Origin of the sequence: Candidatus Nitrotoga sp. AM1P (genome assembly GCF_013168275.1) — a bacterium.
Lineage (GTDB): Bacteria > Pseudomonadota > Gammaproteobacteria > Burkholderiales > Gallionellaceae > Nitrotoga.
In genome coordinates this window covers 2025481-2046588 of record NZ_AP019547.1, presented here as the reverse complement: position 1 = coordinate 2046588, position 21108 = coordinate 2025481, and the positions used below count along the sequence as shown (strand labels likewise).

Annotated in this window: 22 protein-coding genes and 1 tRNA gene; 10 read left to right on the top strand and 13 right to left on the bottom strand. The window is 50.7% G+C overall.

Going from position 1 to position 21108, the window contains the following annotated elements; all coding sequences use genetic code 11:
* Window positions 1–222: 222 nt before the first annotated feature.
* The 5 genes from W01_RS09160 to W01_RS09140 form a co-directional block, all read right to left on the bottom strand.
* Entirely contained in the window at window positions 223–597 is a 375-nt protein-coding gene (locus W01_RS09160; RefSeq protein ID WP_173054040.1) for an Hsp20/alpha crystallin family protein, read from the bottom strand.
* A 15-nt stretch (window positions 598–612) separates the two neighbouring features.
* Window positions 613–1032 carry an Hsp20/alpha crystallin family protein gene (locus W01_RS09155; RefSeq protein ID WP_173054038.1) on the bottom strand — a complete coding sequence of 140 codons (420 nt, stop codon included), beginning with the start codon at window positions 1030–1032 and terminating at the stop codon, window positions 613–615.
* Window positions 1033–1190: 158 nt separating this feature from the next.
* Window positions 1191–1946, bottom strand: a complete 756-nt coding sequence (locus tag W01_RS09150; protein WP_173054036.1) for an SDR family oxidoreductase — start codon at window positions 1944–1946, stop codon at window positions 1191–1193.
* A gap of 17 nt (window positions 1947–1963) precedes the next feature.
* Window positions 1964–2233 (bottom strand): hypothetical protein, encoded by a 270-nt coding sequence (locus W01_RS09145; RefSeq protein ID WP_173054034.1) that lies wholly within the window; start codon window positions 2231–2233, stop codon window positions 1964–1966.
* Window positions 2234–2511: 278 nt separating this feature from the next.
* Window positions 2512–3378 (bottom strand): YicC/YloC family endoribonuclease, encoded by an 867-nt coding sequence (locus W01_RS09140; protein ID WP_173054032.1) that lies wholly within the window; start codon window positions 3376–3378, stop codon window positions 2512–2514.
* Window positions 3379–3640: 262 nt separating this feature from the next.
* Here W01_RS09140 and rph point away from each other — a divergent pair, with 262 nt between their 5' ends.
* The 3 genes from rph (at window position 3641) to hemW (ending at window position 6289) form a co-directional block, all read left to right on the top strand.
* Window positions 3641–4357 (top strand): ribonuclease PH, encoded by a 717-nt coding sequence (gene rph / locus W01_RS09135; protein ID WP_173054030.1) that lies wholly within the window; start codon window positions 3641–3643, stop codon window positions 4355–4357.
* Between the two features lie 6 nt (window positions 4358–4363).
* Complete coding sequence (gene rdgB / locus W01_RS09130) at window positions 4364–4957, top strand: RdgB/HAM1 family non-canonical purine NTP pyrophosphatase (RefSeq protein WP_173054028.1); 594 nt, start codon at window positions 4364–4366, stop codon at window positions 4955–4957.
* A 138-nt stretch (window positions 4958–5095) separates the two neighbouring features.
* Window positions 5096–6289, top strand: a complete 1194-nt coding sequence (gene hemW / locus W01_RS09125) for a radical SAM family heme chaperone HemW (protein ID WP_173055883.1) — start codon at window positions 5096–5098, stop codon at window positions 6287–6289.
* Window positions 6290–6319: 30 nt separating this feature from the next.
* Here hemW and trmB read toward each other — a convergent pair whose 3' ends face one another.
* From trmB to thiS, 3 genes are read right to left on the bottom strand one after another with little or no spacing between them, the layout of a single operon-like run.
* Window positions 6320–7009, bottom strand: coding sequence for a tRNA (guanosine(46)-N7)-methyltransferase TrmB (gene trmB / locus W01_RS09120; protein WP_173054026.1), 690 nt, complete (start codon window positions 7007–7009; stop codon window positions 6320–6322).
* Entirely contained in the window at window positions 7006–7791 is a 786-nt protein-coding gene (locus tag W01_RS09115) for a thiazole synthase (protein ID WP_173054024.1), read from the bottom strand. Before W01_RS09115 ends, trmB begins: the two co-directional genes overlap by 4 nt.
* A gap of 15 nt (window positions 7792–7806) precedes the next feature.
* Window positions 7807–8010 carry a sulfur carrier protein ThiS gene (gene thiS, locus W01_RS09110; protein ID WP_173054022.1) on the bottom strand — a complete coding sequence of 68 codons (204 nt, stop codon included), beginning with the start codon at window positions 8008–8010 and terminating at the stop codon, window positions 7807–7809.
* Window positions 8011–8051: 41 nt separating this feature from the next.
* On the opposite strand from thiS, the gene W01_RS09105 reads away from it, so the two are divergent.
* A tRNA-Gly gene (locus W01_RS09105) sits at window positions 8052–8125 on the top strand.
* A gap of 159 nt (window positions 8126–8284) precedes the next feature.
* Here the strand turns inward: W01_RS09105 and W01_RS09100 are convergent.
* A complete protein-coding gene (locus W01_RS09100; protein ID WP_173054020.1) occupies window positions 8285–9931 on the bottom strand; it encodes a hypothetical protein in 1647 nt (548 codons plus the stop codon).
* A gap of 223 nt (window positions 9932–10154) precedes the next feature.
* Here W01_RS09100 and W01_RS14410 point away from each other — a divergent pair, with 223 nt between their 5' ends.
* The 3 genes from W01_RS14410 to W01_RS09090 all read left to right on the top strand — a co-directional run bounded on the left by W01_RS14410 (window position 10155) and on the right by W01_RS09090 (window position 11922).
* Window positions 10155–10286 (top strand): hypothetical protein, encoded by a 132-nt coding sequence (locus W01_RS14410; protein ID WP_256380098.1) that lies wholly within the window; start codon window positions 10155–10157, stop codon window positions 10284–10286.
* Window positions 10287–10317: 31 nt separating this feature from the next.
* The gene (locus W01_RS09095) at window positions 10318–11064 is read left to right on the top strand and encodes a class I SAM-dependent methyltransferase (RefSeq protein ID WP_173054018.1); all 747 of its coding nucleotides are present in this window, start codon (window positions 10318–10320) and stop codon (window positions 11062–11064) included.
* Between the two features lie 99 nt (window positions 11065–11163).
* Window positions 11164–11922, top strand: coding sequence for a YdcF family protein (locus tag W01_RS09090; RefSeq protein WP_173054016.1), 759 nt, complete (start codon window positions 11164–11166; stop codon window positions 11920–11922).
* A 43-nt stretch (window positions 11923–11965) separates the two neighbouring features.
* On the opposite strand, the gene W01_RS09085 is transcribed toward W01_RS09090, so the two are convergent.
* The 4 genes from W01_RS09085 to W01_RS09070 all read right to left on the bottom strand — a co-directional run bounded on the left by W01_RS09085 (window position 11966) and on the right by W01_RS09070 (window position 17651).
* The gene (locus W01_RS09085; protein ID WP_173054014.1) at window positions 11966–15076 is read right to left on the bottom strand and encodes an efflux RND transporter permease subunit; all 3111 of its coding nucleotides are present in this window, start codon (window positions 15074–15076) and stop codon (window positions 11966–11968) included.
* On the bottom strand, window positions 15073–16389 hold the full coding sequence (locus W01_RS09080) for an efflux RND transporter periplasmic adaptor subunit (RefSeq protein ID WP_173054012.1): 1317 nt from the start codon (window positions 16387–16389) through the stop codon (window positions 15073–15075). The genes W01_RS09085 and W01_RS09080 overlap by 4 nt, the downstream gene beginning before the upstream one ends.
* Before the next feature lie 207 nt (window positions 16390–16596).
* A complete protein-coding gene (locus W01_RS09075) occupies window positions 16597–17031 on the bottom strand; it encodes a c-type cytochrome (protein WP_173054010.1) in 435 nt (144 codons plus the stop codon).
* 83 nt (window positions 17032–17114) lie between these two features.
* Window positions 17115–17651: a DUF1264 domain-containing protein gene (locus W01_RS09070; RefSeq protein ID WP_173054008.1), complete on the bottom strand. Its 537-nt coding sequence runs from the start codon at window positions 17649–17651 to the stop codon at window positions 17115–17117.
* Window positions 17652–18235: 584 nt separating this feature from the next.
* On the opposite strand from W01_RS09070, the gene W01_RS09065 reads away from it, so the two are divergent.
* The 3 genes from W01_RS09065 to W01_RS09055 all read left to right on the top strand — a co-directional run bounded on the left by W01_RS09065 (window position 18236) and on the right by W01_RS09055 (window position 20876).
* Complete coding sequence (locus tag W01_RS09065) at window positions 18236–19717, top strand: c-type cytochrome (RefSeq protein WP_173054006.1); 1482 nt, start codon at window positions 18236–18238, stop codon at window positions 19715–19717.
* An 87-nt stretch (window positions 19718–19804) separates the two neighbouring features.
* Window positions 19805–20428, top strand: coding sequence for a superoxide dismutase family protein (locus W01_RS09060; RefSeq protein WP_173054004.1), 624 nt, complete (start codon window positions 19805–19807; stop codon window positions 20426–20428).
* A gap of 88 nt (window positions 20429–20516) precedes the next feature.
* Window positions 20517–20876 (top strand): DsrE family protein, encoded by a 360-nt coding sequence (locus W01_RS09055; RefSeq protein ID WP_173054002.1) that lies wholly within the window; start codon window positions 20517–20519, stop codon window positions 20874–20876.
* Window positions 20877–21108: the final 232 nt, after the last annotated feature.

Below are 21108 nucleotides of genomic sequence, written 5' to 3'. Positions count from 1 at the left end.
TTAAGGGCACCTCTAAAAATTCAGATTTCGTCACAATACGTTGTTGCTCACAAAAAATGTTTCCTTACATATCAACTATATGCTGCGTCAACATTTTTTATTCGCGCCTAGTCTTGTTTAGAACTCTTAATTTTTAGAGGTGCCCTTAAATTCTTTCAATTTGCATGATGAACCTCCTATCTATATCCGGCAGTGGAGTGAATCCACTGCCGGATGATGAGATCAGGCAGTCTGCACTACGATCCGGCGCGGCTGGGCATGCTCGGCCTTCTGAATGCGCAATTCCAGCACGCCATGTCGGAATCCTGCCGATACCTTGTCGCCATCCAGTTCCCGCGACAGGGTGAATACCCGGCGGTAACGCGACAGATCGACTTCAGCGTGGATCGCCTCCATGTTCGGCGGGGAATTTATTTCCAGCTCGCCTTCCAGAATCAGATTGTCGCCTCCCACATGGATGGACAACTTTTCTTTTAGCACTCCAGGTAGATCGGCATACAGTGTGATGCCGGTCGCATCTTCAACTACATTCACTGCAGGGCGCATGGCTGCACTCTCTTCACTCGCATTTTCACGCTTGATGACTTTCTCGTTCATGGTGTTCTCCTTTTCTCATTGAACCGAAATCCGGCGCGATTGGGCCGCTTCCCTGCGCGCCACGCAGACGTGTAGCACGCCATCGCGATAACTGGCCGTAGTTGAATTCGGCTCGATGTCGTCCGGCAGTGATACGACACGTCGGAAATGCCCGGAGAAATGTTCGCCAATATGTATGGTCGCTCCCTCAGGCGGCACTATGTTTTTGCGCTCACCACTGATGGCCAGCACGCCATTCTCGACTTGCACATCGAATTCCTCCGGTGTCATGTCGGGCGCAAAGGCAGAGACCTCAACCGACTTCGATGTTGTGCCAACGTTCATGGCCGGATAGCCTGGCGCCGCACCGCGAATGCTGGGGGAGCCGTCAAACTCACGCTGCAACCGCTCCAGTTCCGAGAACAGATCGCGGTGAAAAATACCTCGATAATGCATGATGTCTCCTTTCAACAGGTAAATGCTGGCAGGGTTGCCATACCCCGCAATCTGTGGACATGAACATAAATTTTCAAGTGCTTGAAAGTGGAAAAATCTGACCATAAAGACGGTATCTACTTGGCTGCAACCGGTTGTTAGGCTCTTCTTGCTCCAGCCTACCGCGTGGTGTAGCCGCCGTTGGCAAAGATGGTCTGACCAGTGATCCACCAGCCATCGGTTACGAGAAACTTGATCAAAGGCACGATGTCCTCGATCTTCGTCAGGCCGCCCAGTGCGGAGGCGGACTTGTGATAGGCCACAGCCTCAGGTGTCTCTTGACCGTAAAAGAACGGGGTGTCCATGGGACCCGGGCCAACTGCTGTCACGGAAATACCGCGGCTACCGAACTCCTTTGAGGCAGCACGGGTGAAGTGTTCCACCGGGGCCTTCATGCCGCCGTAGGTCGAGTAGAGACCGGTGTAAGCCGCGAGGAGCGATGTCACGATCGTGCAGATCTTGCCCCCGTCATTGAGCTGCTTGCCTGCCTCTTGCATGAAGAAATATGCGGCCTTGGAGTTGATAGCAGCCATCGAGTCATATTCCGCCTCAGTGGTTTCCGCGAACGGCTTCTTGAGGACTTTGCCTACAGTATTGATGGCGATGTCTATGCTGCCGTAGTGCTTCTTCGCCGCTGCAAATGCCTTCACGACCTCGTCGACCTTGGTGAAGTCCCCCTGTACCGCAATCGCGTCGCCGCCTGCCGCTTTAATGTCAGCCACGGTCTTGTCGGCATCCGACCTGGTAGCTGCACTGTTGTAGTGGGCGATAATCTTGGCACCATCTGCGGCGAAGGTGCGACTGATCAAACCTCCGAGATTTTTGGCTCCGCCGCCAACGATGACTACCTTGCCGCTCAATGAATGCTTGCTCATGTTTGATTTCTCCTTTTTCAAAAAAATTTCCACTTCACAAAGATGGCTGCTGTAACCGGCAGCAAGAAGATCAGTAGGAAGATAATGGGTAGTTCTTCCTTGATCGAGTAGCCCGCCTGCGCCACACCCATCCACATATTGGCAGCGGCAATCAAGAACCAAATAGTGCCAAATGCTGTGGTAGCAATATTGATTGACGTAGCACTGCTATTGGCTAAAAACTTTGCAATACCAAGGCACACTGCCCAGACCACAAGGCCTCCGAGAGTGATGATTAAGGTGCGCATAATGTTCCTGTCAATAGATTTGGATGTCGAAAAGGTTGGGTATGAAAAAGCCTAACGTAAAGTACACACCCAAAAAATGCCGACAAAGGCACCTGTAAGGTGTATAAACTGGCGCTTACTTGATAATTAATTGTTTAAATTGAAGGAAAAATCTGCATCACACCCAAATTTAGTTGACTAACACACCGTTTTATTCACGTTGTACATTATCTTCATTTTCCCAGTTCAAGTAACGAGGGGTTATAAATACATCACCCGACGTGCGACAGAATGAAACGTTACTCCAAATTCTGTATTTGTTCACGCATCTGTTCAATCAATAGCTTCATTTCCATGGACGCACGCGATACTTCTGCATCGACGGACTTTGAGCCTAGCGTGTTCGCCTCGCGGTGTAGTTCCTGCATCAGAAAGTCCAGCCGCTTGCCGACTGTTCCGCCTTGGACCAGCACTCGCTTCATTTCTACCAGATGCGTTTGCAGGCGCGACAATTCTTCATCCACATCAATCTTGCTGGCGAATAATGTGATTTCCTGCCGCAGGCGTTCATCATCACCTGTTTGCAGGGCTATACGCAAACGCGCGGCCAGTTTTTCTTCATACGCCGCAATTGCTGTCGGAATGCGCGGTGCGACCAGGGTGCATAAGGTTTCGATTTGCGCTATGCGCTGCAACAAAAATTCTTGCAGCTTGTCGCCTTCACGTCCGCGTGCTGCGGTAAATTCGCGCAGTACTTGATGCAGCAGTTCGGGCACTATGGTTTGCAGCGTGTCGGTAGGCATAGACGCGTTTTGCAGCACGCCATTCCAGTGCAACACATCGGCAACGCTCAAACCGTCTGCTTCAGGCAGGATGGCCTGCACCTCATCATTCCATTGGGCCAGTTGTCGTACCAGGGGCTGATTGAGCTGCGCCGGGTGTTGTACGGAGGGCCGTGCGGAAAAACCGATGCGGCATTCCACCTTACCGCGTGTCAGTTGCGCGGCAAGGGTCTCGCGCAGTATGGGCTCCAGCATGCGCAGCTCGTCTGGCATACGTAACTGGAGGTCGAGGTAACGGTGATTGACCGCACGCAGTTCGACTGCAAGCGATCCGGTATCGAGTTCTGTTGCGGCAGTAGCAAAGCCGGTCATGCTAAAAATCATTAGGGCTCCAGATAACAAAGTTTGGGTGATTATTCAACCCGATTCCAATACTAAACAAGACCATGATTTATTTATATCGTTCCACAGTTTTGTCTGGACAATATGAATTGGGCTGTCGTGTGTGCATTATATGACGATTGGATATTGTAAATTTTGTTATATAAAATTCCAAACTAGCCTGCAACAATTGTAGTGGACTAATTCTGATGACCTTAGCGGCACGAGCTATAATGCGTGCCATTTCATTTTCTGGATTATTTTTATGCGTCCCAGTCAGCGGCAATCCGATCAGCTCCGTTCCATTGTCATCACGCGTCATTACATCAAGCATGCCGAAGGTTCGGTGTTGATCGAATGCGGCGACACAAAAGTGATTTGTACCGCTAGCGTGGAGGAGCGTGTGCCGCCTCATAAAAAGGGCTCTGGTGAGGGGTGGGTTACGGCGGAATATGGCATGCTGCCACGCTCTACCGGTAGCCGCATGGGGCGCGAAGCAGCCAAAGGCAAACAGTCTGGACGCACGCAGGAAATCCAGCGCCTGATCGGACGCAGTTTGCGCTCTGTCGTGGATTTGAAAAAATTGGGTGAGCGCACCATCCAGGTGGACTGCGATGTAATTCAGGCCGATGGCGGTACACGCACTGCCAGTATTACCGGCGCTTTTGTTGCTGTGCACGATGCAGTGAGCGGATTGATCAAGAAAGGGTTAATTAAAGAAAACCCATTACGTGATTTTGTCGCTGCGATTTCGGTGGGTATTTATCAGGGTATGCCGGTGCTTGATCTTGACTACGCCGAAGATTCTGAATGTGATACTGATATGAATGTGGTGATGACCAATGCCGGGCATTTCGTAGAGGTGCAAGGAACGGCAGAAGGCCATGCTTTTAGTCGCATTGAGATGGATGCGATGCTCAATTTGGCGCAATCCGGTATCGCGCAATTAATTGAAATGCAGCGCGCGGCTCTGGGAAAGTAACGCACTGTGCACAAACTGGTTATTGCTTCCAACAATCCGGGTAAATTGCACGAGTTGCAGTTAACGCTTGCCTCTCTCAGCATCGAGATACTGACGCAAGCGCAATTGGGCATTGATGAGGCTGAAGAACCTCACTGCACTTTCCTTGAGAACGCTCTGGCCAAGGCGCGTCATGTCAGTCGTATTAGTGGCCTGCCCGCCCTGGCGGATGACTCCGGACTATGCGTAGATGCTTTGGGCGGTGCACCGGGTGTGCAGTCTGCGCGTTATGCGGGCGAACCGAAATCGGATTCGCGCAACAATGAAAAATTGTTGCGAGCGATGGAAGGCGCGGTTGACCGGCGTGCGCATTACTATTGCGTGCTAGTGCTGGTGCGCCATGCCGACGATCCGCAACCGCTGATTGCGGAAGGCGAATGGCATGGCGAAATTGCGCAGCAGATGCGCGGAGAAGGAGGATTTGGTTACGATCCGTTGTTCTGGTTGCCGCAGCTTAACAAGATGAGTGCGGAATTGAGCCGCGACGAGAAGGCGCAGATCAGCCACCGTGCACAGGCACTGCATATTCTGCTACAAAGGTTGCAAATAGCGGCGTATTGAGAATAACGGAATTACAAACAACGCTCGGCATTCCGGCCGTGCGCAGCAGCAGGCAAAGTCGCCCGCCCGTCATTTCAAATGGCAGCCTGCTTGTCCGCGTTTCCCCAAATATTGTTGATGGTATTCCTCGACGTACCCATGAATATTCAGCTTGTACACCCACTCAACTCCACGACGCAAGAGGTCAGTTTTAAGGCTTTACCACCGTTGTCTTTGTATATCCATATTCCGTGGTGTGTGCGTAAATGCCCTTATTGTGATTTTAATTCGCATGAGGCGCGCGGGGCTCTGCCAGAGCAGGAATACGTGGCGGCGTTAGTGCGCGATCTGGAGCTGGCATTGCCACAAATCTGGGGGCGCAAAGTGTACACCGTGTTCATCGGTGGGGGCACGCCCAGCCTGTTTTCTGCGCATGCCATGGAGCAAATTCTCTCCGCAGTACGCATGTTGTTGCCGTTGGATCATGGCGCGGAAATTACGCTGGAAGCCAATCCAGGCACAGTGGAGGCAGACAAGTTTGCGGGTTTTCGTGATGCCGGTGTCAATCGGCTATCGCTCGGTATTCAAAGTTTCAATGATACTCACCTCAAGGCGCTGGGACGTATCCACGATGCGCCCCAGGCGCGGCGGGCGGTAGAAATCGCGCAACAGAATTTTGCCAACATTAATTTGGATTTAATGTATGGCTTGCCGCAGCAAACGCAGGCGGAAGCGGCACAGGATGTGCATGCTGCACTGGAATTTGCGCCGCAACATTTATCCTGCTACAACCTTACGCTGGAACCGAATACACTTTTTCACCGTTATCCGCCAGCCTTGCCGGACGATGATCTGTGCAGCGTCATGCAACAGGATATTGAACAAATACTCAGCCTGCACGGCTATCAACATTACGAAACCTCGGCTTTCGCACAGCCAAAAAAACAGGCACGCCATAACTTGAATTACTGGCAATTTGGTGATTACCTCGGCATCGGTGCGGGCGCACACAGCAAGCTGAGTTTCCCGGACAGGATTCTGCGACAGGTGCGTTATAAACAGCCGCAGGCCTATCTGCAACAGGTAGCGCAAGGTTTGCCGGTGCAGACCGAACATGCAGTGAAGCGCGAGGATTTGCCATTTGAATTCATGATGAATGCACTGCGCTTGAATCAAGGTTTTGCTGATGCGCTATTTGCCGAGCGTACTAGCTTGTCTTTGCTGCTGATCCGCCGTGAACTGGAGCAGGCCGAGCAACGCGGCCTGATTGAACGTGGCCTGCAGCGCATCGCTCCGACCGAGTTGGGGCGGCACTTTTTGAATGACTTGCTACAGATTTTTTTGCGCAAGTAAGGTTTGTGGAATTGTCAGCCAGCTGATGACTCACGGATTTTGACTAGGTTTTTTGAACACCAAATCCCAAACACCATGTCCCAGACGCAGCCCGCGCTGTTCAAATTTAGTGAGCGGGCGATAAGTCGGGCGCGAAGCATAATTCGCCGCGGTATTTTCCAGTGATTTTTCGTTGCTCAACACGGCGAGTACCTGTTCAGCGTAATCCTGCCAATCAGTGGCAACATGAATATACCCACCCGGTTTGATTTTCTTTACCAGTTGCGCCACAAATGAAGGCTGAATGAGGCGCCGCTTGTTGTGGCGTGCCTTGTGCCAAGGATCGGGGAAAAAAATATGGACGCCGTCCAGCACGTTATCGGCCAGCATGTCGCGCAGCACTTCAACCGCATCATGCTGGATGATGCGGATATTTTTCAAGCCCGACTCTTCAATCTGTTTGAGCAAACTACCCACCCCCGGAGTGTGCACCTCAAGGGCAAGATAATCATTTTGCGGATGCGACTGGGCGATGGCGGCAGTGGTCTCACCCATACCGAAGCCGATCTCAAGGATTTTAGTCGCAGCTCTGCCGAAAACATTTTCCAAGTCCAGCGATTGAGAGAGGTAGGGGATGCCATAAATCGGCAAAAGCGTATCAAGGCAACGCTGCTGCGCATTGGAAATGCGCCCTTGACGCAGCACATAGCTGCGAATATGTGAGGAGCGCTGAGGTATCAATTTATTAATCCGCTGGTAGGTGAGCTGGGCGAAGCGCTATACAATTTTTTTGGCATGCGCCCGGCCAGGAAGGCCATGCGGCCAGCCTCCACGGCCAGCTTCATAGCAGAGGCCATCAGTACCGGCTGCTGTGCGGCGGCAATGGCGGTATTCATCAACACCCCATGGCAGCCGAGCTCCATGGCGATGGCCGCGTCTGAGGCAGTGCCCACTCCCGCATCCACAATAACTGGCACTTGCACGCGATCCATGATGAGCTGCAAATTCCACGGATTGAGGATGCCCATGCCGGAGCCGATCAGCGAAGCCAGCGGCATGATCGCGACACAGCCAATATCTTCCAGTTGCTTTGCGATGATGGGGTCATCCGACGTATACACCATCACCTGAAAGCCATCCGCCACCAGCGTTTTTGCGGCAGCGAGGGTCTCCACCACATTTGGATAAAGCGATTGCGGATCACCTAACACCTCCAGCTTGACCAGACTGTGCCCGTTCAGCAGCTCGCGTGCGAGTCGCAGTGTGCGCACGGCGTCGTCGGCACTGTAGCACCCCGCCGTGTTGGGCAGCAGGGTATATTTCGCTGGCGGCAGAATGTCCAGCAGATTCGGCTCGTTCGGGTTTTGCCCGATGTTGCTGCGGCGGATGGCGATGGTGATGATCTCGGCGCCACTGGCCTCCACCGCTGCCTGCGTCTCGGTAAAATCCTTGTATTTGCCGGTGCCGATTAACAGGCGCGAGTTATAGCTTTTGCCCGCGATGAGCAGTGTGTCTTTGTTCATTAATGTGTTCCGTGATTAACCGCCACCGACTGCGACAACGATTTCAAGTCGGTCGCCATCTGCCAGCAGTTGTTGGTTAAATTGTCCGCGCGGTAAGATTTCACCATTGCGCTCCAGCGCGATACGCTTGCCACTCAGTTGCATCTGTTCGAGGAGCGTAGCGACGGTAATAGGATGATCGAATTGGCGAACTTCGCCGTTAATTAAGACTGAAATCACTTTCAAATTCTGGTCGCGTTAAGGTAACATCTATTCTACATGCGGGCGTCGTATAATGGTAATACCCTAGCTTCCCAAGCTAGAGCCGTGGGTTCGATTCCCATCGCCCGCTCCACCTTTTTTTCCCGTACACAAATCCCGTTTATTGGCAGCTTAAGCGTTTTGAGGACAAGGAAAAGCGACTAGCCTTGGACGTATATCCAGAAATATATCGCGGTAACAACAGCACACGCTATCACAAGCATAGCCATGCCGACAATTTCCAGTCTCTACGTCACGGGAGGAGACGAGAAATCCTGGTCGTATATTTATGATTAAAATTGCCGCCGTATGTTGCCAAAACTCCGGGTGCCGCATTCTGGTTAATAAAATTTTGAACCATAAATCCAACGGTAGGCAAACCGAAATATGTGTCTCCATTCATACTCGTTAATGAATGAGCAGCTTGGCTATGAACAACACCATTACCATCAGTTTGGCCATTCATGACATATCCTGAGCTAGCCCCAAATGTAATTCTCAGCCAGCCATTCTCGAATTGGGAAGTATGAAAGCCGATCCCGTTTTTCGATCCCAGCAAGTCATTATAAATATTGCCATTGAAATGGCTCACAACAGTTGATACCCAGCAAAGGCGTTCTACCGGCTCCTGACCTGTAAAATACAAATATGCGTCAAAAGCATTTTCGCGATTATAAAATCCAGCTCCATATAATTCACACGCGCCATTACCCCAAAACTTGCTGGTGAAAGGACTAAACAATCGAGTGACATCCATCGCCAATGACGGGTTGTGCACCGGAACATTGTATCGTTTAGTTGGCATCGTTATCACCCAGTCGGTGCCAGACAGGGTTGTGTTATCTAAAACATACTCGTTGATGATATTGTCGTGCATCAGCAGCGCACTAACAGCATCGCTGCCTCTATTCCATGAGCTTGAAACGACATTACCCTTGTAGAGCACCAAGCTGGTCAGATCTGCGAATGTCAGATCCGGAAAGATGCTGCCCGGATAGTCCCAAATATTCTCGACTGATGATGGAGAAAAAGCCTCCAACACAACTGGGGCGTAACCATAATCCGTACCGCCTGCAACGTTGACCAAAGAAGCTGTGCCTGACAGACCACCAGTTGCCTTGAAGGCCCTAGCTGATTGGCCGCCCACTATCAATGTGCTGGCAGGACGCATGTCCATAGTTGAAGCTTGAACCACTGCGCAATTAGCGGGCACCCCACTTGCGTGTGTTATTGCCGCGTTGATCGCGGTATTCGTGATCGTGCCCATTTCGATAATCTCAAAATAGCCTTCACGGGTACGGTCCAACGAAGTCGTTTCGCCATCCCCACCACTTTGCTGAATACCTTCAATCGCAATGCCCCAATATGCGAAATTCACGAAACTCTTTCCACCCGCAGGAAGCGCAGGAGCGGTGCAGGACTTGTCGGCGGTAACAAGCTTTGCACCATCAGGCGTATTCACAACCGCAGCAGTCCAGATGTCGTATGGAGCGAGATAAACGCTAAGACTAAGTACTTCGCGGCCATTCTTGCCTTCGGAGAAACGAACTCTCAGAGCTTTGGACAAAGCAGTCGAGTTCAGTACGGACAGATAGGTGTCCTGTCCGGCACGCGTGGTGTAGTAAGGGTAAATAAGAACCTGACCCTGACCATTGTCACTTAGGTGTACGGCAGCACTTGCTGTGCCTGCCATACCAGCCGAGCCTATCGCCGCCACCAAAGTAAGAGTCCGGGAGTTTCTTTTAAATTTTTGCATTGACATTAAGTTTCCTCTATTTTCAAACACCACCGCGATAGCTTGATTGCCTGCATCTCTATAAAGAACGATTACTGGTTCTGTCGTATTAACTCCATATGCCCAATTTTGGGTGAACAGAGCCTGTTTCGATGCTGTATTCATTCGGAGTTAAGTACCGAAAACCGGAAGAAAATATGCATCTTACAGGGCAGGCGAGACTCTGATACAAGGAAATTAAAGCTCGAGTCCGCACAAAATACGGTTAATCATTAAAAACAATTCAGTCAAGATGGGGATCTGACAGACCTGTGCGTAATTCCATTTCTCAATCAATAATAAAATATTGAATGGTGCATTGCATCTGCTAATAGCAACGGAGCATAGAATGCACCACATAGTTATTGCCGCTTTGAAAGATAAATGGAATAAGGCAACAAAGAAAAGCTATCGCAATCTTGATATTCGTAAGATAGCTCGGCCTGGCTGTTTACCGGATGGATGGTTCAAGGGACAATGAGAGCCTTGCCGCATACAAGCGCAATTTTGTTATGAACAAGAAACCCAGTCCCTACGAGATGCTCCGAGTCCATAAATCTGGCGATGCGCCCTATCAGGCACATTTCGTTCCTGAAGATGTCAGAAAAATATGTGTCGAGTTGGCGCCATCGGCCTATCTGGACGTGGGATGCAATCGTGGCCAATTGATTGCTGCGGTCAAAAAAGAGCTCCATAACCGTGCCGTTTGTGTCGGTGTTGAAATGAACGCGTTTGCCGCAAAGGCCGCAGAACAGGTTTGTGATCGCGTTTATTCAAGCACCTTCGATGCAGCAATCGGCGGAATCAAGGCAGATTACCCGGGCGGTTTCGATGTTATTTCATTTGCTGATGTGCTTGAACACATGTACGACCCGTGGGAAGCCATGGTTTTGGCGAAGGAATTGTTATCTGAGCGTGGAAAGTGTGTATTTCAAATTCCAAATATGGGACATCGTTCCATTATTGGCGGGCTACTTTCGAATCGATTCGATTATGAGTTGATGGGTTTGCTGGATGTGACGCATATCCGCTTTTTTACGCCAGGGTCATTTGAAGATGCCTGCCAGCAGGCTGGGTACAAGATCATGCGGAAGGTGCAAGTCATGGAGGAAAACCCGCAACCTGTTCTATCTGCGTTCAGCACGCTGATTACAGGATCAGAGGATGTCAAGAATTTCTTGCGAATATTGGGCGTGACGCAGATCAATCTTCCGCTACTGGCAATGTGGCAAATTTGTTACGTGTGTGAACCTCTATGAGTTGACATCACTTTATCTATTCAGCAGCATCTCCAGCTTCTGTAGAGAAAAAAGCAATATTGATTCTTACAATTTATCCCGATCACAACACTATAAACTATGCCCGATATTTTTCTGCTCAAGGCAATCGCCAAGACGATTATTTTGCCCCCTACAGGGTTGCTATTAATCATTCTCGTGGGTTTGTTTCTGGTACATAGATTTCCGCGCACGGGCAGAGCGATCGCAATCATTGCGACGGTCTACCTGCTTGCGCTGTCTACTCCTTTTGCTTCTTATCAACTGATGCATTTTCTGGACACATCGCCCCCGCTCAATCTCGATGAAGCGCGTCGTGCCCAAGCCATCGTGATCCTCGGTGGCGGAATTCGTAACAATGCGTTGGAGTACGGTGGGGATACACTGGGGCGGCTAACTCTCGAGCGCGTGCGTTACGGCGCTCGGGTCGCCAAGAAAACTGGGTTGCCGGTGCTCGTCGCCGGTGGATCGGTACTGAGTGGTGAAACAGAAGCAAAGTTGATGCGTGAGGCTCTGGAGAACGAGTTCGGAATCAAAGTTCGCTGGAGTGAAGATAAATCCAGAAACACGCGCGAAAATGCGGCATTCTCTGCTGCGATGCTGGCAAAAGAGAACATTCGGCATGTCGTGCTCGTCACGCACAGTTTTGACATGCCACGAGCAAAAGATGAATTCATTACGGCGGGATTGCCGGTGATTGCGGCTCCTACCGGAATTTTAAATGGCAGCCTCGAATGGCCGTCGGATTATTTGCCTGGAATCGGAGGATTGCAGGCGAGTTATTACGTTTGCTACGAGCTTTTGGCGAAACTTGCCACGCGGATGTCTCTCCTTCAATAAAGGGTACCTCTAAATCCATTACAAGTTATCGCTGAACCCTTCATCAATCCTTCGACATATTCCGCCCTTGCCACCACGAGTACAGCACTGGGATCACGATTAGCGACAGCAGCGGTGCCGTTAGCATGCCGCCTACTAACGGCGCGGCAATGCGTTTCATAACCTCTGCACCGGCACCTTGGCTGAACATCACGGGCAACAAGCCCACCACGATTACTGAGACGGTCATCATTTTTGGGCGGATACGCAGCAGTGCTCCCTGAATGATGGCTTGATGTAAATCACGACGGTTGTTCAAGCGTCCGGCGTAGCGTAAGTCTTCGATGGCATGATCAAGATACAGCAGCATGACTACGCCAAATTCGGCGGCTACGCCAGCCAGCGCAATGAAGCCTACCGCTACTGCCACCGATAAGTTATATCCCAGCGCGTATACCAGCCAGAAGCCGCCGATCAGGGAGAATGGCAGGCACAGCAGTACCAGCAGCACTTTGCCAAAATGACGGAAGTGCATATATAGCAACAAGACTGCCAGTATCAGCGTCAGCGGGATGACCCACTGCATGCGTTCTTTGGCATGTTGCAAATTTACGTACTGTCCCGACCAGGCAATGGCGTAACCGGGCGGCAATGTAATCGACTTTTCCAGTGTGCGTTTGGCTTCGTTCACATAACCGCCGAGATCGCGCCCGGTGATGTCGATATAGACATAAGCGGTCAAACGCGCATTTTCGCTTTTGATTTCCGAAGCCCCTTCACTGAAGTGTAAATGCGCCAATTCGCCCAGCGGTACTTGCGCCCCGGAAGGCAGGGTGATTCGGCTGGCCGCTATTGCCGGCAGAGAATCGCGCAGGGCGCGTGGATAGCGCAGGTTGATCTGAAAGCGTTCGCGCCCATCAATTACCGTGCCGATGTTTTCGCCACCGATTGCGCCTTGTACCAGGCGCTGCACATCGGCTACGGTAACGCCATAACGTGCGGCTTGAGCCCGGTTAATGTCAATGTCCAGATAGCGCCCGCCAGTGGCACGTTCAGCGAATACAGTGCGCGTACCGGGCACGTTTTTGATCGTTGCTGCGATTTGCTGAGCCAGTTCAGCGATGCCAGCCAGATTCGGGCCGGTGACTTTAATTCCCAGTGGCGTTCTGATGCCTGTGGAAAGCATGTCTATGCGGGTGCGGATCGGGTAGCCCCAGGAGTTGGTGAGTCCTGGCAGGCGCACCTGGTCATCGAGCTTGTGTATCAATTGCTCTACCGTTTCTCCCGGCGGCCACTGGTCGCGCGGCTTCAGCAGAATGGTGGTTTCCAGCATCGAAAGCGGTGCCGGATCGGTCGCCGTTTCGGCGCGTCCGGCCTTGCCGAATACTCGCTCGACTTCCGGCAGTGCGCGGATCAGGCGATCTGTGATTTGCAAAATGTTGGCCGCCTCGTCTACGGACAAGCCGGGCAAGGTTGTGGGCATATACAGCAGATCGCCTTCATACAGTGGCGGCATGAATTCGCTGCCCAGTTTGGACAGCGGCCACGCCACGGTCGCTAAGAGCAGTAGCGTGGCGAGTATGGTCAACTTGCGTTTGCTTAAGGCGGCCAGCAGCACTGGCCGGTACAGGGTTTGTAATAGGCGGTTCAACGGATTGCGCTGTTCTGGGCGAATGCGGCCGCGAATGAAATAGCCCATCAGCACCGGTGTGAGCGTTATCGCCAGGAATGCGCTGGCGGCCATTGCATAAGTTTTTGTGTATGCGAGGGGTGCGAATAGCCTGCCTTCCTGTCCGTCCAGCGTTAATACCGGCAGGAAGGAGATGGTGATTACCAGTAGCGAGAAGAACAGGGCTGGGCCTACTTCCAGTGAGCTTGTTTTCACCACCTGCCAGTAATCGGGGTTGGCTCCGGCACGCTCCAGATGCTTATGCATGTTTTCGATCATCACAATGGCAGCGTCGACCATTGCGCCGATGGCGATGGCGATGCCGCCCAGCGACATGATGTTAGCGCTGACGCCCTGTTGTTGCATGATGATAAAAGCGGCCAGGATGCCGATGGGTAAAGTTACAACTGCCACCAAAGATGATCGCAGGTGGAACAGGAACAGCAGGCAGACCAGAGCGACTGCCAGCGATTCCTCGATCAGTTTCTCGCTTAGGGTGCTGATGGCACGCTTGATCAGGCCGGAACGGTCATAGGTGACGACTAATTCCACCCCTTCAGGCAATCCTGCTTTCAATTCTTGCAAGCGCGTCTTGACCCGCTCTATCGTTTCCAGTGCATTGTTGCCGTAGCGCATCACGACGATACCGCCTACTACCTCGCCCTCGCCATCGAGATCGGTAACGCCACGGCGCGCTTCCGGCCCAGTCTGGATATGCGCCACGTCCTGTAAGCGGATGGGGATGCCTTGACCATCTGTGCCGAGCGGAATTTGCCGGAAATCATCCAGCGTTTTGAGGTAGCCGCGCGCCCTGATCATGTATTCGGCGCGTCCCATTTCTACCACTGAGCCGCCGCCGGATAGATTGCTGTCGCGTACTGACTGCGCCACTTTGTCCAGTGTCAGTTTATATGCGGCCAGTCGGGTTGGATTTACTTCGATCTGGTATTGCCGCACCATGCCACCGACACTCGCCACTTCGGCGACACCGGGCAGGCTTTGCAATTCATATTTCAGGAAAAAATCCTGTAGCGCGCGCAATTGGTCGGGATCGTGGCGATGCTGACGATCAGTTAACGCGTATTCAAAAATCCAGCCCACGCCGGATGCATCCGGGCCGAGTGCCGGTGTAACGCCGGGCGGCAGCTTCCCCGCCATCTGGCTCAGATATTCGAGCACGCGCGTGCGCGCCCAGTAGGGATCGGTTCCATCCTTGAAAATGATGTAAATAAACGACTCGCCGAACATGGAAAAGCCGCGAACCGCAGTAGAACCGGGCACCGACAGTAACGCCGAGGTAAGTGGATACGTCACCTGGTCTTCCACCGCTTGTGGCGATTGGCCGGGGTAAGTGGTTTTGATGATGACCTGGACATCAGAAAGATCGGGTATTGCGTCCAGTGCGGTATGACGCACGGAGTAAATCCCCCAGGCGCTGATTAGAGCTGCAAGCAGTAAAACCAGCAGATGGTTACGTAATGACCAGGATATAATGCGGGCAATCATTGGTGCTTATGCGTTTCCTGCATGCGTTGCGCGGCATCATGTAGCGACGATGCCGCGTCCAGCAGGAACTGACCGTTTACTGCTACTTCTGCGCCTTCCAGCAGACCATCTACAACCTCGATCCAGTCCCCGCTTTCAATCCCTGTCTCGATATTAACAGGGAGGAAATGCCCATCCCCTCTGGACAAGATTACCAAGTCTCCTTGCCCAGTGTGTATGACTGATGAGCGGGGCAAAACGAGGGCTTCGTGCGGCTGGGCGTGGATAATCACGTCGACAAAGCTGCCAGGACGCAAACGCAGATTGGTATTATTAAGCGTCACCCTTGCGCTGATTTTGTTGTTCTCGGCGAGGGGATTGATAAAGTCGAGCTTGGTTTGGATTTCTTGCCCATCGGGGGTTTTTATGGTCACCGCATCGCCATTTTGTATCCGGCCAGCCTGGTCGGGGTAAAGCGTGATATCAACCCATACCTTGGAAACATCGGCCAGAGTAAACAGGGTGGCAGAAGGCGTGACGAAGTTACCTTCGCGTGCATTAATTTGTGTCACAACCCCTGCCTGGCCCGCCAGTATTTTAACCACCTCAATGGGTTGCTTTGAGTCTTCCATCTGTTGAACGGATTCAATGCCAATATCTTTATAGAGAAATTTAGTTCTTTCTCTGGAAAGCTCTTGCAAAAGATCCATCACATAGGGATTTTCCACTAATGGAGAAATATCACCTATCGTTTTTAACGTCTGATCACGGCGTACCACAAACCTTAAATACTCTTTCTGTTGTGCAATCAAATCGGGAGAGTAAATTTCATAAATTATTTGTCCTTTACGAATCTGCTGTCCGATCGAATTTATATTGAGCTTTTTAATCCAGCCATCGACCTTGGTATGGACGTTATAAAGCGTATCCCCATCGACTATTACGTTGCCATAAGTGCGGATTTCATGGCTGAGCGAGGTTTTTTTTATACTGGCTAACCTGACACCAAGTTTCTGGATGGATGCGGTATCGATATGAATACCGTGATCGTGGTTGTGAACTGCGGAATCTTTTGATTGCACCAGATCCATGCCGCAAATTGGGCAAGTGCCCGGATGGTTCTGCATGATCTCTGGGTGCATCGGGCAAATCCAGATTTGTTCCTTTCCGGCTTTGCCGAGATCAGATAAAGATAAGGGCTTGATACCGGGAGTTGCGGTTTGAGTTGCAGTTTGAGTAGGACGCCATGAAATGGAGATGCGCTGACTGATGAGATACCAGGCCAGAATGCCAATTCCTAGCAGTACTATCCCTGCCGCTATTTTTTTCGCCATATTGATGGCCCTATTTCCTCTGGTCTATGCTTGATCACGATGTGTTATTTGGGGCGTGGGCTCCAACTGCGTCTTCTTAATTCAGGATGCAAAGTTTATTACACTGGAGGTATGAACAATATACGAAAGCCCTCTGTCCATGGTGGGCAGGGCGAATCTACAAATTTGATGAGGGGGTGGATTGTCTTGTTTTTAAAAGAACACCGCCTACTTGCCCTCGAAGGTCCGTATATATTGAATTACATTCCAGCCATCTTCTTCGTTTATATCTGTTCCAACTCGAATCGGCATCCCGGTTCCTGGGCTACCATTTTTTAAAACCCACATTAATTCTCCATCCGTGCGAAGTTTCTGCCATTTGGCATCGGTAAAATCACGCGGAGGATGCCCGGGTAAATTGGCACCTGTGCCATCCTTGCTATGGCAAGTTACACAAAAACCTTCCCCCAAATAAATTTTACGGCCTGCTTCAATTCGCTCTGGTGTGACGGGATAAGGATTTTTTACTTGCTGTTCCTGCGCAATAATCGCCTTGGGTACACGCGGTTCATACGCGTCCTTGTGAAAAGCTAATGTACTTTGCGAGCTGATGCTCAAAAAGATGGCAATCCCTACCCACCTATTTTTCTTTAAAGAAAACATGACATCACCTCACTTATAAATAAAAAGACACAGTGCTCATCCACATGGACAAACCCCGTGTCTCTTGAATAAATCAAATAAATTTATTTTTTAGTTGCATCTTTACCAATTTTTCCATGTAGCTCTTCCCAATGTCCAACTGACTGAGCGATGCCGACCGAACCGTCAGGAATGGGCGCGTCTTTAGGCCAGAGGTGGAAAATGATGCCATCGGTTCCAGCAACATAATCCGCCAATCCTTTCTGCTCTTTCGGGTCAGAGGGGTTTACTATGGCAACGCGACCAGTTTCGATCTCCTGTTTGTGATCGTGCCAGTTTTGCGTATGCGACCATTTCGGTATAGCTGATCGGGCAAGTTTCTTGGAAACCATGTATTCGATTTCGGTCAAGCGAGCGTTAGGCTCAGTTGAATCGAATAGAATGCACTGAATAACGTCGTCATTGATGGGTTTGCAGTAATGATGAAACGGACCGATAATTTCTCCGTCCATGACGTGTGGTGCTACAACATGAATTGTATAACCCGACAGCGGATTCTTATCAGCAGCAAGCACTGGAACGGACAATAAGCTGGCCGTAATTAACGAGGAAACAAGAACACAGATTTTGCTGATTTTCATAGTTGAATCTCCTTATAAATTGGTATAGTTAGAGTTCGGCTTATTTCTATATGTTCCATGACTATCTATCATTTGTGGGTTTTGATCCCATCTTGTCGAGAATAGGCATTCCCCCGCCTTCTTTGCAATTCAATGCGTAGGAGGCTTTATTATATACCTTCTATATCTCAAAAACGTGGCAAATAGTCTTGATTGTCAAGTACGTTGTATGGCTTGGAAATTGCAGTCTAAATTATTCCAAATTTTGTCGATGAAATTAAGAGCTGCTTCCCTTGGAAGGGAGAATTTGACTTGGTCAATCAAACTACAATTTTTTGACTTGTTTTTCACCATAATTATTACATCGCTATGTATGGTATCGCACAGACGTGGTTTTCAAAGCTGAACATCGTTAAACAAAATGGCTTTTGAATTGTCAAACGAGGGAGTAAACATGAAATTTATATGTATACAATTGAATAATAAAATGTATTATCGTTTGAGCTGATGTCGACATTGGGCTTGATTAGTGCTGAGTTACCGATATTCATGCGTAGTTGTTAAAAAAATGGGCTCAGATGAGGTATTAAAAAAGGAGTTGCGTTATGAATATTAGTAGAGAAATGGTTGTTGGAAGCGCGCTCATCACGCTGGTGGGATTGATGTCGTTCTCGGGGGTATCGTTAGCGAATGATCAACCGCGCGCAAAAGAAATCCTTGAGCAGTCCTGTATACAATGTCACCGATTGGAAGGTAAAGCCGATTCCCGCTTTAATCTTAAGGCACCTGATCTTATCTGGGCCGGGAGCAAGTACCGGCGCCCTTGGTTGATTGGTTGGTTGACCGGCAAAGAAGCGCCACTCTATGCCAAGGGCTATCGCTGGGATCTAACCGAAGTCTCGTTTAAACATCCGGTTGTCACAGAATCCGAGGCCAATGTTCTTGCTGATTATTTTGCTGAGCACAATAAGGATCCGCGAGTCAAAGTTGGTACGTTTGATCTTTCGAAAGTTACGAAGTTCGAGGCCGATTTTGGCGCAATGGCCTTCAAGGCGCATGCTTGCTTCGGCTGCCATACGATTAATGAGGATGGAAAAGTCATCGGCGGGCCGCAGAGCACAGCGCTCCATGCGTCCGGACAAAGATATGACCAGGATTGGCTCTTCCGTTTCGGGCAGAATCCACAAGACTTTGTGCCGCACAGTGGCGAGTTTCTGGCCGATGCGACGGAGCCACAGCTCCGCGCGGTGATCGGGTACTTAATGACGCAGGGTGTGAGTGATTTCAAGTATTACGAGCCTTGGACGAGCCCAGAATTTGGCATGGCCAGCGTTGGTCGCGGCAAAGTCATCTACAAAGAATATTGTTCGCAGTGTCACGGAGCGACAGGTAAAGGTGATGGCCCGGCGGCGTCTGGCTTGGATCCGAAGCCGGCAATTCATGCCAACATTCCATTTGAAAAGCTGCCAATGGAATATCTGTACAACGTAATCAACCATGGCGGCCCGGCGATAGGGAAATCGCCGAATATGCCTTATTGGAATCTGACCATCGGCCAGCAAGGCGTAGCTGACGTAATCGCCTACCTCAAGGCGACATTCAAGGGTTCACCTGCCGGAGCGGCTGCCGCAGTTACCACCGCTATGCCTGGCAAGGTTGCTGCCGCCGCTCCGGCTGTAGCTGCTGCCACCGCAACAACTGCCTCAAGTGGAGGTCAGTCGGATGCTTGCGTGCAGCTGCGCAAGACGGCTAAGGCACCGGATAGTTTTCTGGCCATGACGAATCCATTTACTGCCTCTACCGAAGTACTTCAGGCAGGGAAAACGCTGTTCCAGAAATCCGCCAAGCCTGCCGCCTGCGCCATGTGTCATGGCGAAAAGGGCGATGGAAAGGGCATGATGGGAGCAGCGCTGGTGCCACCACCGAGAAATTTTACCTGCAATGCCATGATGAAGGACATTCCAGATGGCCAGCTTTTCTGGATTATCAAGAAAGGTTCGCCCGGGACCGGCATGATGTCCTTCTCCGGTTTGTCCGATGACAAGGTGTGGCAGCTTATTCATTACATTAGATCGCTGGCACGTTGATCAGACGCCGAAAAGCGGCGGCAAAGCTACAGAGGGAAATATGCGGCAACCTATAACCATATTCTCATTCATAAATAGGAGATACACATGAAATTTGTTACTAAATTACCGCTGGCATTGGCATTGATCATGGGCACCGTCACTAGCTCAGTTTTTGCAGAAGCCGAGCATCACGGAGGAAAAGAAGATGGACATCACGCGGGGAAGGTGGAGAAAAAACTTCGTGCAGAAGCGATTATCGCCGGTCCGGGCATTACCGGAGAAGCTCGTCTGTATGAGGAGCATGATGGGCTCGTCAGAATAAAAATGATGGTACAAGGTACGCCTGACAGCAAGTTAACGCCCGGGCGACACGCGGTTCACATCCACGAAGCAGGGGCATGCGATCCTTTCACGGCGGCGAAAGGGCATTACGATGGCAATATCGATCTGCAGGTCAACCCGGAGGCAAATGTCAGTCCAGGTCTTGGAAATCACCCCTATCATTTAGGCGACCTGCCGAATCTTGTGGTTGATGAAAACCGCAAAGGGACGCTATATGCCATCACGAGCCGGGTCACCCTCACTCCTGGATTGACGACCCTTTTCGATGCGGATGGGAGTGCATTTATTATTCATGGACTCGAAGACAAATTTCTTCCCGATCCTCCGACGAAAGATGCTCCAGGTGGCCCCAGGATTGCGTGTGGTGTAGTTGTTCTGAAGAAGTGAGACAAGAAATATAGTGAAATGGCCGCATCACGAATGAAACATGATAATAGATCTATAGTTTACTAATGAATGAAAGAGGAGATAAACAGTGGCAACATTCATAATATCTGGCAGTCGAGGCACAGATGATCCGACGATGGCCACGTTGCCCTTCATGGCCGCGAAGGCGGCAAAGGAGCAGGGACACGATGTGGTGCTTTGGCTCTGGAACGAAGCCGTGACGCTTGGTCGCAAAGGAACAGCCGATCATATCCATGGTGTGAATCTGACCCCATTGAAAGAGTTATTGGCTGCGGTGCAGGCGGCGGGTGTGCAGATTTGGGTCTGCGGCGCCTGTGCCGTGGCTCGGCAGATCATGGGAGATGATCTAGTAACGGGTGCATCAATAAAAGGGATGCCGGATTACATCAAGGCCGTGGCCGAACGTGACCGTAATGTGACGTTTTGACTGTTGCCTCAGTTATCTTGTCCGCGTTTATTTATTTCTGCTTAGACGTTAAAAGGCGTGCTCAACCTGCGCGTTGCGGCAAACGCATAATTTGATGAGAGACTATGAACAATTTTGTTGCTAATAGTATGGGGATTTCGATCGGGCGGCTTAGATAGCGCATTTGAAATTAAGAGCTGACGTAGAAAGTATTCTGGAAGTGTACGTCTAATTCCGAACCCTATTGACTCGC

Bases quoted from the DNA above. Each gene is read 5' to 3' on its own strand.
- W01_RS09160 (WP_173054040.1), bottom strand. From the start codon at position 597: ATGAACGAGAAAGTCATCAAGCGTGAAAATGCGAGTGAAGAGAGTGCA.
- W01_RS09155 (WP_173054038.1), bottom strand. From the start codon at position 1,032: ATGCATTATCGAGGTATTTTTCACCGCGATCTGTTCTCGGAACTGGAG.
- W01_RS09150 (WP_173054036.1), bottom strand. From the start codon at position 1,946: ATGAGCAAGCATTCATTGAGCGGCAAGGTAGTCATCGTTGGCGGCGGA.
- W01_RS09145 (WP_173054034.1), bottom strand. From the start codon at position 2,233: ATGCGCACCTTAATCATCACTCTCGGAGGCCTTGTGGTCTGGGCAGTG.
- W01_RS09140 (WP_173054032.1), bottom strand. From the start codon at position 3,378: ATGATTTTTAGCATGACCGGCTTTGCTACTGCCGCAACAGAACTCGAT.
- rph (WP_173054030.1), top strand. From the start codon at position 3,641: ATGCGTCCCAGTCAGCGGCAATCCGATCAGCTCCGTTCCATTGTCATC.
- hemW (WP_173055883.1), top strand. From the start codon at position 5,096: ATGAATATTCAGCTTGTACACCCACTCAACTCCACGACGCAAGAGGTC.
- W01_RS09115 (WP_173054024.1), bottom strand. From the start codon at position 7,791: ATGAACAAAGACACACTGCTCATCGCGGGCAAAAGCTATAACTCGCGC.
- W01_RS09100 (WP_173054020.1), bottom strand. From the start codon at position 9,931: ATGAATACAGCATCGAAACAGGCTCTGTTCACCCAAAATTGGGCATAT.
- W01_RS14410 (WP_256380098.1), top strand. From the start codon at position 10,155: ATGCACCACATAGTTATTGCCGCTTTGAAAGATAAATGGAATAAGGCA.
- W01_RS09095 (WP_173054018.1), top strand. From the start codon at position 10,318: ATGAACAAGAAACCCAGTCCCTACGAGATGCTCCGAGTCCATAAATCT.
- W01_RS09090 (WP_173054016.1), top strand. From the start codon at position 11,164: ATGCCCGATATTTTTCTGCTCAAGGCAATCGCCAAGACGATTATTTTG.
- W01_RS09085 (WP_173054014.1), bottom strand. From the start codon at position 15,076: ATGATTGCCCGCATTATATCCTGGTCATTACGTAACCATCTGCTGGTT.
- W01_RS09080 (WP_173054012.1), bottom strand. From the start codon at position 16,389: ATGGCGAAAAAAATAGCGGCAGGGATAGTACTGCTAGGAATTGGCATT.
- W01_RS09075 (WP_173054010.1), bottom strand. From the start codon at position 17,031: ATGTTTTCTTTAAAGAAAAATAGGTGGGTAGGGATTGCCATCTTTTTG.
- W01_RS09070 (WP_173054008.1), bottom strand. From the start codon at position 17,651: ATGAAAATCAGCAAAATCTGTGTTCTTGTTTCCTCGTTAATTACGGCC.
- W01_RS09065 (WP_173054006.1), top strand. From the start codon at position 18,236: ATGAATATTAGTAGAGAAATGGTTGTTGGAAGCGCGCTCATCACGCTG.
- W01_RS09060 (WP_173054004.1), top strand. From the start codon at position 19,805: ATGAAATTTGTTACTAAATTACCGCTGGCATTGGCATTGATCATGGGC.